This is a genomic window from Nakamurella sp. (assembly GCF_044224575.1).
Taxonomy (GTDB): Bacteria; Actinomycetota; Actinomycetes; order Mycobacteriales; family Nakamurellaceae; genus Nakamurella.
Map to the genome: position 1 here is coordinate 104,373 of NZ_JBGAKE010000009.1, position 15,002 is coordinate 119,374.

At 73.0% G+C, this 15,002-nt stretch carries 10 protein-coding genes; 1 reads left to right on the plus strand and 9 read right to left on the minus strand.

The genetic code is table 11. From position 1 onward, the window contains the following. Nucleotides 1–9: 9 nt before the first annotated feature. The 6 genes from ACILSK_RS12415 to denD form a co-directional block, all read right to left on the minus strand. The gene (locus tag ACILSK_RS12415; RefSeq protein ID WP_395727473.1) at nucleotides 10–1,188 is read right to left on the minus strand and encodes a vWA domain-containing protein; all 1,179 of its coding nucleotides are present in this window, start codon (nucleotides 1,186–1,188) and stop codon (nucleotides 10–12) included. Continuing rightward, a complete protein-coding gene (locus ACILSK_RS12420) occupies nucleotides 1,185–3,395 on the minus strand; it encodes a DUF5682 family protein (protein WP_395727474.1) in 2,211 nt (736 codons plus the stop codon). Before ACILSK_RS12420 ends, ACILSK_RS12415 begins: the two co-directional genes overlap by 4 nt. Before the next feature lie 22 nt (nucleotides 3,396–3,417). Further along, on the minus strand, nucleotides 3,418–4,515 hold the full coding sequence (locus tag ACILSK_RS12425) for an AAA family ATPase (protein WP_395727475.1): 1,098 nt from the start codon (nucleotides 4,513–4,515) through the stop codon (nucleotides 3,418–3,420). Continuing rightward, a complete protein-coding gene (locus ACILSK_RS12430) occupies nucleotides 4,512–5,999 on the minus strand; it encodes a DUF5691 domain-containing protein (RefSeq protein ID WP_395727476.1) in 1,488 nt (495 codons plus the stop codon). Before ACILSK_RS12430 ends, ACILSK_RS12425 begins: the two co-directional genes overlap by 4 nt. Next, entirely contained in the window at nucleotides 5,996–7,327 is a 1,332-nt protein-coding gene (locus ACILSK_RS12435) for an SWIM zinc finger family protein (protein ID WP_395727477.1), read from the minus strand. Before ACILSK_RS12435 ends, ACILSK_RS12430 begins: the two co-directional genes overlap by 4 nt. Before the next feature lie 154 nt (nucleotides 7,328–7,481). After that, complete coding sequence (denD, locus tag ACILSK_RS12440; RefSeq protein ID WP_395727478.1) at nucleotides 7,482–8,447, minus strand: D-erythronate dehydrogenase; 966 nt, start codon at nucleotides 8,445–8,447, stop codon at nucleotides 7,482–7,484. A gap of 46 nt (nucleotides 8,448–8,493) precedes the next feature. On the opposite strand from denD, the gene ACILSK_RS12445 reads away from it, so the two are divergent. Then, nucleotides 8,494–8,844, plus strand: coding sequence for an HNH endonuclease (locus ACILSK_RS12445; protein ID WP_395727479.1), 351 nt, complete (start codon nucleotides 8,494–8,496; stop codon nucleotides 8,842–8,844). 37 nt (nucleotides 8,845–8,881) lie between these two features. On the opposite strand, the gene ACILSK_RS12450 is transcribed toward ACILSK_RS12445, so the two are convergent. From ACILSK_RS12450 to ACILSK_RS12460, 3 genes are all read right to left on the minus strand, one after another. Further along, the gene (locus ACILSK_RS12450) at nucleotides 8,882–10,333 is read right to left on the minus strand and encodes a hypothetical protein (RefSeq protein ID WP_395727480.1); all 1,452 of its coding nucleotides are present in this window, start codon (nucleotides 10,331–10,333) and stop codon (nucleotides 8,882–8,884) included. 111 nt (nucleotides 10,334–10,444) lie between these two features. Further along, nucleotides 10,445–12,652 carry a maltose alpha-D-glucosyltransferase gene (gene treS, locus ACILSK_RS12455; protein WP_395727565.1) on the minus strand — a complete coding sequence of 736 codons (2,208 nt, stop codon included), beginning with the start codon at nucleotides 12,650–12,652 and terminating at the stop codon, nucleotides 10,445–10,447. 112 nt (nucleotides 12,653–12,764) lie between these two features. Continuing rightward, nucleotides 12,765–14,888, minus strand: a complete 2,124-nt coding sequence (locus ACILSK_RS12460) for a protease pro-enzyme activation domain-containing protein (RefSeq protein ID WP_395727481.1) — start codon at nucleotides 14,886–14,888, stop codon at nucleotides 12,765–12,767. Nucleotides 14,889–15,002: the final 114 nt, after the last annotated feature.

Sequence of the window (15,002 nt, forward strand, 5' to 3'; positions counted from 1 at the left end):
CACGAGCACTCAGGACCCGGCCGCCGCCCGGAACCGGTGCGCCCAGGCGGCGATGTCGCCGCGCTCGATCGCGCAGGCCAGCAGGTCGGGAAAGGCGTCGGGGGTGCAGGCGAAGGCGGGAACGCCGATGGCTTCCAGCGCGGCGGCATGTCCCCGGTCGTACGACGGCGCCCCGGAATCCGACAGCGCCAGCAGCACGATCACCTGCACTCCGGCCAGCTTCATCGCGTTGACCCGGCGGAGCAGTTCCCCCGCGATGCCGCCCTCGTACAGGTCCGAGATCAGCACGAAGACGCTGTCGGCGGGCGAGGTGATCAGGTCCTGGCAGTAGGCGACGGCGGCGTTGATGTCGGTGCCGCCACCCAGGTGGGTGCCGAACAGCAGCTCGACCGGGTCGTGCAGCTGATCGGTGAGGTCGACGACCGTGGTGTCGAACACCACCAATGACGTGCGCAGCGCCCGGAGGGAGGCCATCACCGCGCCGAAAATGGCGGCGTACACCACGGATTCGGCCATCGACCCGGACTGGTCGATGGCCACGACCACGCTGCGTTGCACCAGGTTCTGGCGTCTCCCGTAGCCGACCAGCCGCTCCGGCACCACCGTGCGGTATTCCGGTAGCCAGTTCTTCAGGTTCGCGGAAATGGTTCGGGGCCAGTCGATATCGGTGTGTCGTCGGGGCCGCCGGGTGCGGGCGGAGCGGTTCAGCGCGCCGTGCACGGCCGATCGGGTCCGGTCGGCGATCCGCCGTTCGATCTGCTCGACGACCTTCGACACGACCGAACGGGCGGTGGCTCTGGACCTCTCGGGCAACAGCCGGCTCATGGAGATCAGCGTGGCCACCAGGTTGACGTCCGGCTCCACCGCGTCCAGCAGTTCCGGCTCCAGCAGCAGCTGGTGCAAGTGCAGCCGCTCCACCGCGTCCCGTTGCATCACCTGGACGACGGGCGAAGGGAAGTAGCTGCGGATGTCGCCGAGCCACCCGACGACCCGCGGCGCCGACGCACCCAGGCCGGCCGACCGGGGCCGGTCGCTCTCTCCCGGGCCGTGGCTGTCGTACACCGCGGCCATGGCGGCATCGATCCGCTCGTCATCGCCGGACAGGGACACCGTGTCGGTGGTGTCGGCGGTGTCGTCCCCACCGACCAGCAGCCGCCAGCGCCGCAGCCGTTCCGCCTCGTCGATCATGCTCCGCCGCCCAGCAGCAGCCTGGCCGTCGCCAGCACGTCGCCGGCCCGGGACAGGTCCGGGCCGGCCGGGGCGCTCGCCGCTGCCCGCGACCCCGACAACGAGCCGGCAGCCCGCATCAGGTTCCCGCGCTCGGCCGGCGCGAACGTGCCGAACCCCCGCCGCAGCAGCGGCGCGACCTCCAGGAACTCCTCGTCGGTCAGGCTGCGCACCCACCGGTCGAGCACCGTGAGCAGGGCGTCGTCATGGATCAGCAGCAACGCCCCGCCGGCGGTGAAACCCTCGGCCCATTGTGCCTTCTCGGTGGCCGACGAACCGACCGACAGGGCGGCGTGCAGCCGGTCGGCGGCCGCCGGCCGGGGCATGATGCCGGCGTCCATGAGCAGCCGGACGATGCGGCCGGCCAGCAGCGGCGGCAGGTCGTGGCGTTGCCCCGCCGCGGCCAGTGCGGCGTACCACCCGCGGCGCGCGGGACCGTCCGGCAACAGCGGCACCACTTCGTGGGTGGCCTCCAGCGGTACCCGGATCTCCCTTGCCGCGTCCTCGCCGAGCCCGCCGAGCGCGGCCGGCAATCCGGCGCCGATCCGGGTCAGCACGGCCTGCGCGACGACGGCGACGGCTGCGGTGTCGGAGCCCCGTACGGTGCCGTACCGCTGGGCCCGGACCAGCGCGGGCAGGGCCTCGAGCAGGCCGCTGACGTCGGCGGTGCCCGCCGCCAACTGGTCCAACCGGTCCAGCAGCTCCGTCATCGCGGCGGGCAGGTCGGCGGTGATGCAGTCGGCGATGGCGCGCGTGCAGGCGGCCAGGGTGTCCGCCCGGTCGATCAACCGGCGGGTCGCCGCGGCCGGGACGGTCGTGCCCCAGACGGACGCTTCGATCAGCCGGACCGACAGTTCCGGCTGCCAGGCGACGGTCCAGCCCTCCTTGAACGTGCCGGTGCCGGCCACCTCGACGGGCGTGGCCCAGTCGACGCCGAGGATGCCCAGCCGCCACCACAGGTGCGACCGGCGCAGGTCGTTCCCGGCCCGCAGGTCGAGGGTGACCTCGCGGGACGCCGCATCGAACTTGACCCGCAGCGAGCGGGCCGTCGCCCGCAGGTCGGACTCCAACGGCACCATCGGCGCGGAATCCGGCACCCGGCCGAGCTCCTCGCCGACGACGGCGTCCCGGAGCACGAGATCGACCGCCAGCTCGTTGCCGTCGCACAGCACGGCCCGGGTGGCGTCGATGACCTCGGTCAGTCCGGGCTCGGGCCGGTCCCGCAGGTGGGCCAGGGTTCGGGCCAGTCGCACCGACTCGATGACGTGCGCGGTGGAGGTCGGCAGGTCGTGCGCCCGCAGCACCCCGGCGGTGCGGGTCAACCACCGCTCGAGCGGATGCTCGACCGCGGTGAACAGGTGCCGGTACCAGCCGGGTGAGCCGACCCCGGCCCCGTAGCCGGAGGTGGCGGCGAGCCGGGAATGCGTCCAGGGCACCCAGGTCAGGGTGACCTTCGCCGTGGGCAGCTTGCGCAGCCGGGCGTTGTCGGCGGTGGCCGTCGGGGGACGGCCCGGCAGGGTGCCGGCGAGGGCCGGTGCGTGCCAGGCCCCGCAGACGACGGCCACCCGTTCGCCGCCCGCCTTGACCGCGGCGCGCAGCACCTTGCGCATGTGCGCCTCCCGGCGCAGTGTTCGCTCGTCGATCTCCGGCCGTTCGGCGCGGACCGCCGTCATCGCCTCGGTGACGGCGTCGAACGTGTCGAACGGGTCGCCGTCCCGGCGACCCTCGATCACGTCGTCCCACCAGCGTTCGGCGTCGTCGTATCCGGCGGCCCCGGCGAGCAGCCCGATCGGGTCGGTGCGAACGGCGGGATCGTCCGGGGCGGAACGGGTCTCGTCGGCCAGCAGGACCCCGGCCGGCAGGTCGATGAAACCCACCGGCACCCCGTGCCCGGCCGCCCAGTGCACCGCCTGCCATTCCGGGGAGAACACCGCGAACGGCCAGAACGCGGCCGCCGCCGGCTCGTCGTTGCGGTACGCGAGCAGGGCGACCGGCGGCACCAACTCGGGATCGGCGGCGAAGGCGACCAGCGGGTCGGCCTCCACGGGCCCCTCGATCAGCACCCGGTCGGGTTCCCATTCCTGCAGCGCGGTCAGCACGGCCCGCGCCGAACCCGGCCCGTGGTGCCGTATCCCGAAGACCCGGACGACCGGTTCCGGGCCGGTCATCCCGGCACCGCCCCGATCGCCCTCATCCGCTGACCTCCCGGCAGGCGCGGTAGAAGTCGCGCCAGTCGCCGCGTTCCCGGACGACTGCCTCCAGGTACTCGGTCCAGGCGATCCGGTCGGCCACCGGGTCCTTGACGACCGCGCCGACGATGCCACCGGCGACGTCCGCGGCGCGCAGCACACCGTCCCCGAAATGCGCGGCCAGGGCCAGCCCGCCGGTCACCACCGAGATCGCCTCGGCCGTGGACAGGCTGCCGCTGGGCACCTTCAACGAGGTGCGGCCGTCCTGGGTGAGCCCGTCCCGCAGTTCCCGGAAAACGGTGACGACCCGGCGGATCTCGGCGGTGGCATCGGCCGCCGGCGGCAGGTCCAGGATGCGGCCGAGCTCGGCCACCCGGGTGGCGACGATGCCGACCTCCTCCTCCACCCCGGCCGGCAGCGGCAGCACGACCGTGTTGAACCGGCGGCGTAGCGCCGCGGACAGGTCGTTGACCCCGCGGTCCCGGTCGTTGGCGGTGGCGATGACGTTGAACCCGTGCCGGGCCTGCACCTCGGTGCCGAGTTCCGGCACCGGCAGCGTCTTCTCGCTGAGCACGGTGATCAGGGCGTCCTGCACGTCGGACGGGATGCGGGTGAGCTCCTCGATCCGGACCAGCGCCCCGGTGCGCATGGCCGTCATCACCGGGGACGGCACCAGCGCCGCCTCGGATGGCCCTTCGGCGAGCAGCCGCGCATAGTTCCAGCCGTACCGGATCGTCTCCTCGGCGGTGCCGGCGGTGCCCTGGATCAGCAGCGTCGAGTCACCGCTGATCGCCGCGGCCAGGTGCTCGGACACCCACGATTTGGCCGTGCCGGGCACGCCGAGCAGCAGCAGGGCCCGGTCGGTGGCGATGGTGGCCACCGCCACCTCGATCAGCCGGCGGGAGCCGACGTACTTGGGTGTGACGACCACATCACCCGCGGTTCCGCCGAGCAGGTAGGTGACCACCGCCCACGGCGAGAGCCGCCAGTTCGCCGGGCGGGGCCGGTCGTCGACGGCGGCCAGCGCCGCCAGCTCCGCTGCGAACTCCTGCTCGGCGTGCGGGCGCAGGACGGGTGTCGGGGCCGTCACGTCGGTCACGGATTTCCTCCTGGGGGGCAGAGCGTTTCGTGCAGGACGGCGCGGACGGTGAGCAGGGTGGCGGCGTGCCCGGCCCGGGTGACCAGGGTGGACGCCGCCTCACCGGTGGCCCGGCCGGCGATGGCGCGGGCCAGTGCGGCCAGCTCCCGGCAGTCGGGCAGGGCCGCGGCGGTCGCCCACCGGTCCCACAGCGACCGTGGCGCCGGACCGTTGGCCGGGCCGGAGCTGGGCAGCCAGCGGGCCACCAGCCGTCCCAGCGAGGCCGGCCACGGCCGGGGCATCCCGGAGACCACCGCCTCGACCTGGTCGGGCCGAAGCCGCCGATCGTCGAGCAACCGCTCCAGCAGCTCGCGGGCGTCCGCCGGGGCCAGGATCCACCACAGCTCCGGGTCGACCACGGGCGGGACTCGGGCGGACGCGGCGGCCAGCTGGGCCGACACCAGCGCGCGGGCCAGGCCCGCATGGCCGAAGGCGAGCGCGGCGGCCCGGAACCCAGGGGTGAGCGGCCGCAGCGGGTCGGCGCCCGCGGCAATCAGTGGGAGCGGATCGCCACCGAAGGTGGCGGGCCAGTCAACCGGATCGACCCGACCGAGCAGTGCCGTCCACGGGTCGCCGGACGGGGGCGGCCAGGGTGCGAACTCGGCCGGGGCGATGGGGGTGACGGTCGCGGCCGGGCCGCGCAGGCGGCGCCGGACGCTCAGGTGCCGGCCGGCCAGCGCCCGCATGTCCCGGCGCAGTGGTGACGCCGGCAACCGGGCAAGCAGGTCCAGCGCCCGCTCGGCCACCGCGCGGCTGCGGTCGGCGGCGGCGGTGAGCAGCACGTCCTGGTCGGCCGGCGACAAGCCGTCGCCCAGCACGGCCAGCAGCTCGGCCCGGGTGGTCGCGCTTTCCCGCGCGAAGCCGTCCGTCAGCACGTTCCGCGCCGCGTCGGGATCGGCCCGGCGCAGGGCCCGCAGCCACGTCACCCGCTCGGCGAGGGCGCCCTCGTCCCAGCGGGTCCGGTCGGCCGGGTCGGGTGGGCTCGGCTCGGCCCAGCGTGGGTTCTTCGTCATCAGCAACCGGCCGATCTCCCCGGTGACCGGCCGGGCCGCCGCCACCACGGCGGGCCGACCGTCGTCGAGCAGGACCGGTACCAGCTCCGGGGGCAGCCGCAGGCCGGCCTGCCGGATCAGCGTCAGCGCCTCGACCAGCAGCACCGGTTGCCGCTGGAACTGCCCGAGCATCTGCCGGACCACGTCCGGGATCACCGGAACATGTTCGGCCGCAGGCTGTGTCGACTCTTTCGGGGCGGTCCGGGCGGCCGGCGCGGTGCGGCGGGCGAGCGCGGCCAGCGCCGCCGCGTCGAGCAGGGCCACCGCGGGATCGGCCGGCAGCGGGTCGGGCCGCACCGGCCCGGGCAGGTCGCCCAGGTCGACGGCGCGGTGGGCCGTGCCGACCGTTGCGGCGGCCACCAGGTCCGCGGTGGACGGGTCGGTGATCGTCACAAGACCACCATCCGTCCGTCGGTGACGATGGTGGACGGCCGGAACCCGTCCGGGCTCCACTCGCCGGCCAGGTCGAGCGTGGCTCCGGCGGTGAGCGCCAGGAGCCGCCAGAGATCGAGCTCGGTGCCGTGCACGACGACCGCGTCGCCGGCGGGATCGGTGAACGACCACCCCTGGTCGCCCCGGTCGTCGTGGTCGACCCGGCCCCGCAGCACCACCGGGATCTGATGCTGCCAGGGGTCGGCGGCGAGCGCGGCCGCCCACCGGTCGGCGGCCGCGCCGATCGCATCGGCGGGCGGGTGCCAGCCGGTCATCGGGATGGGCTCGGCGTGGGTCTCGCCGACCGCGGCCCGCAGCCCGGCGCGGCCGGGATAGAAGTGCAAATTCGCGTCCAGCACGGTGGCCGGCACCAGCGAGGCATCCAGGGTCGCCCCGCCCGCCGCGAAGAACAACACCTGCGCCCACCGGCCGGACTCCTGGCCGTGCAACCAGACCCGCCGGGTCGACACGGTCTCGGTGTCCAGATCGCGGAAGCTCACGATGACCCAGCGGTCCCGCACCGGCGGCCCGGTCAGCACCGTCGCCCGGGGCACGCTGAACCCGATGTGGTCGCGGACGGTGGCCACCAGATCGGCCGGCAGCTCGGCCCGCCGGGCGTAGCCGCGGGCCAGCAGGTGCAGCAGGGCCAGCTCGTCCAGCAGCCGCTGCGGCCAACGCGACCCGGAGGCCACGACGCCCGGCAGCCGGCGCAGCCACGCCGCCACCCCGGGAGCCTGCGCGTCCACCATCCGCACCGCCGCCGCTTCCGCCCAGCCGTACGGGTCCTGGGCGACCCGGGCCAGGCCCCCGGCGACCTGGTCGGCCAACCAACGGTCCAGTTCGGCCAGCCCGTCGGCGACCCGCTGCTCCCGGACGGCCGCCCGGGCCGCCGCGGCCGCCCGTTGCTCGGGCGTCTGCTCCGGCGTCTGCTCTCGCGGCACCGTCTCCGACTCGGCGGCGGGCCGACCCCGGTCGGCGAAATCCCGGGCGAAGCCGGCCACGGCGCCGGATTCGTCGATCTGCCCCTGCGCCCACAGAAACAGCAGGCCCAGCGCATGCTTGCAGGGGAACTTCCGGGACGGGCAGCTGCACTGGTAGCGGCGGGTGCCGGTGTCCACGGTCACCCGGTACGGGGTCCGGCCCGAGCCCTGGCACTCGCCCCACAGCAACCCGTCCGAGGTGCCGATCGCGCTCCACGGCCCCGGCCGGGCCAGCCGGCGCCCGGCCACCTGGGACGCGGAATCCGGCGCGGCCGCCATGACCTGATCGACGCTCCACCGGGATTCCATCGCCACCACAGTAGGTCCAGGCACCGACAGCGCCGGTCGGCCGTCGCACAGGCCGGGTGACCCTGCCGGTTTGTCGGGCTGATCAACTCGGCAGCATGCGCCCGAAATGCCGGTTTCGTCGCCGAGTTGATCAGCCCCGGTAGGCGGGCCGGAGTCAGGCGGAGGCCAGGAACTCCCGCACGACCTCGTCGAAGTCGGCGTTGGGTCGCAGCCCCAGGGCCGCCGCCCGTTCGGTGCGGAACCGGGCGGGCCAGCTGCCGACGATGGCGACCACCGCCGGGTCCGGCGTCCATGAGATGAGGTCGCTGGTCCGCGGTCCGGCGACCCGGTCCAGCGCGGCGGCCATCTCCCCGGGCGTGGTGGCCAGGCCGGGCAGGGTCATCGCGGTCGTGCTCCCCCACCGCTGGTCCGACGCGGCCGCGGCGGCCAGGATGCCCTCGATCGCCCGGCCCGGCGATGACAGCGCGACCGGCAGATCCGGGGCGACCGGGCACACCGCGGGAATGCCATGGATCGGTTCCCGGATGATGCCCGACAGGAACCCCGACGCGGCCGCATTCGGTCGCCCCGGCCGCACCGCGACGGTCATCAGCCGGACGCTGCGCCCCCGCAGGTAGCCACGCCGGGTGTAGTCGGCGACCAGCTGCTCGCCGATGAACTTCTGGAAGCCGTAGCTGGACTGAGGTCGGGGCAGGGTGTCGTCGTCGACGACGTCCACCGGCCCGATCGCGGGGTCTCGACCGAACACCGCCAGCGAACTGGTGAAGACCAGCACCGGCGGCACCCGGTGCGCCCGCGCCCGCTCCAGCACTGCCCGGGTGCCGTCCAGGTTCGTCCGCAGGCCGAGATCGAAGTCGGCCTCCGCCTGCCCGCTGACCACGCCGGCCAGGTGGAACACGGCGTCGACATCACCGACCGAGCCCAAGGCGCCGAGGTCGCCCACGTGTGGGCGCACCCGAGGGTCGGCGGCCACATCCGGCCCCGGCGCGACCAGGTCGAACAGGACCAGCTCGGTGACGTTGCGGGCGGGCGCCCCGCCCACGGCGTGCGGCCCCGCCAGCAACCGCCGCGCAAGCAAGGTGCCCAGGAAACCGGCCCCACCGGTGATCAGGACGCGCATACCCGATCTCCCTTCCCCGGGGTCGTCCGGGGACTACCGTAACCCGGTGACGGTGAGCCGCACCCGACGCGCCCGGGCCGCCCGCCGGCGCACGCGCCGAATGAAAGCGGTCGAGCACGACCTGACCGACGTCCAGTGGCTGGCCCTGCGAGCGGCCTGGGGTGGCTGTGCCTACTGCGGCGCCGCAGACCACGCGCTGCAGCGGGATTGCGTGCTGCCGATCTCCCGGGGCGGTAGGTACACCCTGGCCAACGTCGTGCCCGCCTGCGGGCGGTGCAATGCCTCCAAGTGCAACGCCGAGGTGACGGCCTGGCTCCGGCGCCATCGCCTTGACGAGAAACGCTTTCTGACCAGGCATCTGGAGGTATTGATGGCGATGACCAAGGGCACCGGCTAGCCCGGCGCCAGGCCCGGCCGGCCGGGAGACGCCGACGTCAGCGCCGGGACGCCGCGTAGCCGAGCACCGCGGCGAGCCCGAGCATGCTGCGGGGCTCGTAGGCCGACCGCCAGAGCCCGCCGTGCACGGCGGCGTGCGCTTCGTCCTGCCAGGGATGCTCGTGCTGCACGACGCCACCAGCCAGATCCCGGACCAGCAGGGCGGCCATGAGGGTGTTGGCGGTGTCCGGCTCGAAGATCTCGACCCCGAACCGGCGGGCACCGGCGTAGGCGGCGGCCAGTGCCCGGTTCTTCACCACCGACTGGGTCCGGGTGGACGGCGCGACGTGGAAGGTGACCAGCCGGCCGTCCCGGCGGGCCGTCGCCGCGCGCCACCGCTGGATCCGTTTGGCCAGCGCGTAGTTCGGTCCCTGGGCGGGCACCAGGGCGTCGGCGATGCCGGGGTCGGCGTCGGGCGGGTAGGCCCGGTGCACCAGCCGGCCGCGGGTCAGCCAGCGCAGCGGGCGGCCGACCACCTTGGCCGTCCGCGACCGACCGGCATAGGCGGCTCCGGACTGCTCGACGGCCTCGCGGGGCACCACGAACACGTCGGTCGGGGTGGCCAGGAACGCCTGCCCGGTGTCCGGACGCGCGCCGGTCAGCCGGCAGCCGAGCAGATCGGCAGCAACGGACAGCCGAACGTGCGCCCCGCCGTCGGCGTACAGATAGTTCCCCAGGATCAGCCGGCCATCCAGACCGGCCAGCCAGTCGGCAATCGCGGGCACCTCGACCAGCAGGTCGACGCCGGCGGCCGCGGTGAGATCGCCACCGGCGGGAGCGGACGGTACGACCAGGGTGCCGGCCGATGCCTCCACCATGGTGCGCAGGCGTTCCCACACCGCCGGCCGCGGCAGGTCGACGGCGGCCACCCGGGCACCCCAGCGCAGCAACGGGCCCACCGGTCCCATTTCCGCCCCCGCACCCAGCACCGCAACGGTGAATCCGTCCAGGCGCAACCATTCCGGGTGAGCGATGACGTCGTCCACCGCGCGGACCGCGGACGGTTCGAGGATGCCCCCGGCCGCCCACCCGGCCAGCCGGTCGCGGAGCTCGTCCCCGCGGAGCGTCCGGCCGTGGTAGGGCACCTCGAGCTCGCGGGTGGCGGTCCCTCGGCCGGTCACTTCGACCGTCGCCAGCGGGCGCGCGGCCGGCGCGGTGAGCAGGGTCGTCACCGGCACCTCGTCGGGACCGCCGGTCAGCACCAATCGTCGATGCGCCGACGCGAGTCCGGCGGCGGCGATCGACCACCATGCCTCCGGGGTGTCGATCCCGGCCTCGACGGCCCGCCGCAGGTGCAGCAGATACCGGCTGCGCCAAGCGGTCTCGTTGTCGACGGCCCGGGCACCGACCGGGTCGGCGGCGCGCAACGCGTCGGCCACGACGGCCCGCCCGGTTGCGGTGGTGCCGCGCGCCCCGTCCGGACCGGCCGGAAAGTCCACACCATGACTCATGGGGACATCCTCGCTCAGCCGGGCACCCGCCGTCGGACCGATCCCCACGAACCGGGTGGCCGGGACACCGGATGGCGCCGGTCGACTCGATTGTTCTCGACGAATTCGCCCTTACTCCTGCGGTGGTCCGGCGACCGGCTCCACGACGAGTGCCCGACCCTGATACGCGGCAAGCGGAACGGCCAAGCGGTGCCCGTCGTCGACGACCGCACGGAAGTCTCCGTCGAGCCCGTCGACGACGGTGCCGCCCGGGTCGAGGTGCTCGGACACCACCTCGGCCACCACGTCGTCACCCGAGAAGTTCAGCACCGTCAGTTGGATCAACCCCCGCACGGTGAAGTTGACCAGGGCCAACACCGAGGCTTGAGCGACCTCGGGCACCTCGAGGAGGGCGCCGGCGGCGATGCCCAGTTGCTTGCGGACGGTCAGCACCCGGCCCAGTTGCGCGGCGAATGAGGTTGGCTCGGCAAGCTGTTCGGGCAGCGTCCCGTAGAGGCTGCGGACGCGCGGAATGCCCGAGCCGGACGCGGTCGCCGACGGGTTGGACCCCATCAGGTCGTGCGCGCCGCGGTGGATCCATCGGGTGTCACCGTCCCGGATCAGCCCCTGCACCTGGTCAGCCCGCAGGGTGACGTTGCCGGCCAGGTCCCAGCCGGAGAGCGCGAACACCCCCGGCTGCAGGGCGTTGTACATGGCCAGCAGCAGGTGCCCGCGCCGGATGAGCGCGACCTGCTCGTCGGTCGCCGCCGACGGGTCGGCGACGCCGAGGGTGGCGGCGATGATGGTCGCGGTGGTGCAGGCAATACCGTTCTGGGTGAAGACCAGGTTGTAATCGGCCGCGGGTTCGGTCAGCTTGTCCCGCAAGGTCTGGCGGATGTGCTCGGCCAGTTCGCCGCCCAGGTAGTCGCGACCGCCGAGGGAGTAGGTCTCGTCCTTGTGCTTGGTGGCGAAATGAACCAACTCGTAGGTCATCTCGTCGTGATTCTGCAGGGCGTGTACCAGCGACGCCTGATCGATGCCGATCCGCATCGCCTCGCGCAGGGTCAACCGAAGGAAGCCGGTGTCGCCGGTGACGAAGGCATGGTGGTAGGCGGGCCGGGTGACGAAGTCGTAGGACAGGTCGGGGCCGTCCTTGGAGGTGGCCTTGATGTCGTCCATGGTCAGGTTGAGTTCCTGGAAGGTGAACCCGCCGACCTTGCGCACCATGCTGCCGATCAACTGGTTGGCCGCCTGGGACAGCGGATGCCCCTCGGACCAGGCCGGCTGCGACTCGGCGCTCTTCTCGACGCCGAGGAAGCCGTTGGCGTCCAACCGGAGCCCGGCCGAACCCAGGTCGACCAGGGAATGCATCGCATCACCCAGCACCAGCCGCATCCCCGAACAGGTCGGGTCCAGCCAGTTGATGGACGGCTGACCGTCCTTGAAATAGTGCAGGTAGACCCACCGGCGGAGTCGGCCGTCCGTGTCGTACACCGGCCGGGTCGCGCTCCAGTTGGTCTCCTTGACGCCGGGCTCGAAGAAGATCACCCGCTGCATCTGGCCGATGATGTAACCCGTGTCCTGCAGGGCCTTTTCGGTCGCCGAGTCGATATTGACCGAATCGCGGCCGGCCGGCACATCGGGCAGCAGATGCCAGTCCTCCTCCGGGATGTCCACCATGTGGTAGATGCCCGGGTAGTCCTTGTGGTTCATCTCGGCAAGCCGGAAGTCGGCACCTTTGCCGGTGTGCCCGGGGACGATGTCGTCGATGATCGCCCCGTCGTGGGCGACCGCCTCCGCGCACATGACCCGGAAGTCCTTCTCGGTGCCGAACAATGGATCCAGGGCCATGCTGATCCGGTCGAAATGGCCGTCGACGCTGGGCGTGTACTCCCAGCCGCTGATGCCGCCGGCCCGTTTGACCGGGCCGATGTGCACCCCCTCGACCCCGATCTGCTCGAACGCGGCCCACAGGCCTTCGTCGCCCAGCGCGGCCAGGTAGGACTGCCCCGGCGCGGAGATCAGCGACAACGGGTAGGCGGTGAACCACACCGACGCGCGGTCGACCGCGGCCCGTGGATTCGGGTACGCGTACGGGTTCAGCCACATGCCCGCCTGACCGGACAGCTGCCGGGCGACGGAGTTCGCGTCGCCCAGCATCGACATGTCCTCGAGCCACTCGACGTAGGCCCGGTTGCGACCGTCCGCCGCGAACGGCGGCGGCGCCTCGGTCAGGTGCCGGTTGAGCCGGGCCCGCGGGCCCAACACACTCGGCCGGGCCGGGTACAGGTGCTCGTCGTAGGAGATCTCACTGGCCGCGTCACTTGCGGCCTCCCCCATCTCGGGGTCCTTGTCGAGCTCGGTCACCCACGCACCTCCTGCCGCCGATCCTGCGTCCGGTCGACAGTAGATCAGCATCCGGTGGGGTGTGGGTGAGGGGCGGTCGGTGGGCTCAGCGCATCGGTTGTCCGTGCACCGGCCCGGCTGGACTGTTCGCCGCCGCCGGATTGCCGCCGCCGCCGGAGGAGCCACCGAGCATGCCGGCGATGTCCGGGCTGCCGACGCCGGTGACGTCGTCGTAACCGGGTCGGGTGTAGATCGAGCCGGTCTGGTTGAACGTGCGCAGGATGGTGGCCTTCCCGGCCGAGGCGTCGAAGCCGTTGACGTAGTTGACCCGCACGACGCCGTCGGTCACGCACTGCTGCGGAGTGGCCGGGCAGGCGGTCGTGACGTCACGGAGCAGCGACGCGCTCGCCTTGCGGTACAGCCGCGGGTTGAGGAAGCCGAGGCTGCCGCCGGTGGCCTGGTTGCCGACCGCGACCACACCGGCGAACAGCGGGCTGGCCAGGCTGGTGCCACCGATCCGGTACTCGGAGTACTTGACCGAGCCGTCCGGGAAGGTCTGGCTCTGCCCGATCAGCATGCCGGTCTGCGGGTCCGCGTCCATGGCCACGTCCGGAACGGCCCGGTGCGGCCCGTTCGGCGTCGCGCCGGCGGGCACCCAGTTGGCGATGTCGGCCGGCACCACTCCCCGCTGGTAGGCGGGCTGCTTGAACAGCCGGCTGGTACCGCCACCGGCGCCGTACAGATACTCCGGTGGGTTCGGATCCCAAGCCCCGTTGCTCAGCGTGGCCGTGCCGGTCCCCCAGCCCTGCTCGAACAGGTAGTTGTTGCTCGCGCCGACGGCCAGGGAGGTACCGCCGACGGCGGTGACCGCCGGGTCGGACGCCGGGTAGTCGGCCTGCCGGGTACCGGTGGCCGCGATCTCGTCGCCGGCATCACCGGAGGAGAACAGCACGCTGATGCCTTCGGCGGCCGCCTGCAGGTAGGTCTGGTGATCGCCTTCGGCGGCTGCTCGCGACGGTTCGCCCACGTCGCCGTAGGAATTGGTGATCACCTGGGCAAGCTGGTTGTCCACCACGGTGTTCACCGCGGCCAGGATGTCGTCGTCCTGGCAGCTGCTGGCCCCGACGTACAGGACGTTGGCGCCGGGCGCCATGGCGTGCACCGCCTCGACGTCGAGGGTCTCCTCGCCGTACCAGCCGGCCGCGTTGCAGTCGTCGATGGAGTTGTACGAGGCCGGCAGTGACTGGCTGAATTGGTAGGCGCGGAAGGGGTGGCTGGGATCGTTGCGGGCAAAGTACTTCTGGGTGTCCGCCAAGATCGTGGCCGAGGCGTAGGCGTCGACCACGGCGACGGTGGCCCCGCGGCCGTCGATCCCCTTGCTGAGGAACCTGTCGATGTCATAGGCCCCGCGCAGCTGTTCCGGCTTGTAGCCGCACGGTGCGTAGGTGAGCGGATCCGGCAGGATCTGCGGGACGCCAGTCGCCTTCTTCTGCCCGTAGTAGGTCGAGCACGGCGTCGCGTTGCGATACACGGCGTCCGGCGGGGGTAGGGCGTCGCCGGGGACGGCGGCCTGCGGGCTCACCGACCGGGGCGCGGCGCTGCGGGACCCGGCCGCACCGGTCGACCGACCGTCGGCGGTGTCGTCGCCGGTCAGATGGTCGGGGCGCACCGTGGCGCTCGAGTCGAGCCCGCCGACCCCGGCGATCAGCGCGGCGACCGAGGTCGGCGCGGTCAACGGCGAGGCCGGTGCCGACGCGGTCACCCCATCCCGGTCGAAGGTCTTCACCGATGTGCCGAACGCGGCCTGCACCTGTGCGGTACTGCCGGTGAACGGGATGTACCGGTGATTCGCCGGGATGTCGCCGATGGCGAAACCCTGGGAACTCAGCCAGCTGGTGACCTGGTTGACGGTGTCGTCGCCGGGTGCGAACCGGGCCCGCCAGTCGGTCGCCGAGATGTACTTGCCGTATTGCGCGTTCGCCGGGTCGGCGACCGCGGCGGCCAACGTCTCGGCGCCGGCCTCGTCGCGCAGGTTGAGCGCGACGGTCAGGTGCTGGGTCTGGTCGGCGGGCACGTCGCCGACCACCGGCGCCTGGGCGGTCCATTCCGGTGCCGAGTCCACCACCGCGGTCGGCGGGGGTGGCGCCCCGAACGCCGGCTGCACGGCGGCGACCACGAGCGCCGACGTCACGCAGGAAATCAGGCCCACTCGGCGAAAGGTGGCTCTCACGGCGAAATCCCCCAGATCGGGAAGGACGATGCGACGCTGGGAGCATGCTCCCGCCCGAGTGGGCGGGCGAGCGCAAGGAGCGGGAATCACCCGTTTGCACTACTAACTAACTAC

Excerpts from the sequence above, each read along its gene's own strand:
- ACILSK_RS12435 (WP_395727477.1), bottom strand. The coding sequence starts at position 7,327 with ATGGAATCCCGGTGGAGCGTCGATCAGGTCATGGCGGCCGCGCCGGAT.
- ACILSK_RS12415 (WP_395727473.1), bottom strand. The coding sequence starts at position 1,188 with ATGATCGACGAGGCGGAACGGCTGCGGCGCTGGCGGCTGCTGGTCGGT.
- ACILSK_RS12420 (WP_395727474.1), bottom strand. The coding sequence starts at position 3,395 with ATGACCGGCCCGGAACCGGTCGTCCGGGTCTTCGGGATACGGCACCAC.
- denD (WP_395727478.1), bottom strand. The coding sequence starts at position 8,447 with ATGCGCGTCCTGATCACCGGTGGGGCCGGTTTCCTGGGCACCTTGCTT.
- ACILSK_RS12450 (WP_395727480.1), bottom strand. The coding sequence starts at position 10,333 with ATGAGTCATGGTGTGGACTTTCCGGCCGGTCCGGACGGGGCGCGCGGC.
- treS (WP_395727565.1), bottom strand. The coding sequence starts at position 12,652 with ATGGGGGAGGCCGCAAGTGACGCGGCCAGTGAGATCTCCTACGACGAG.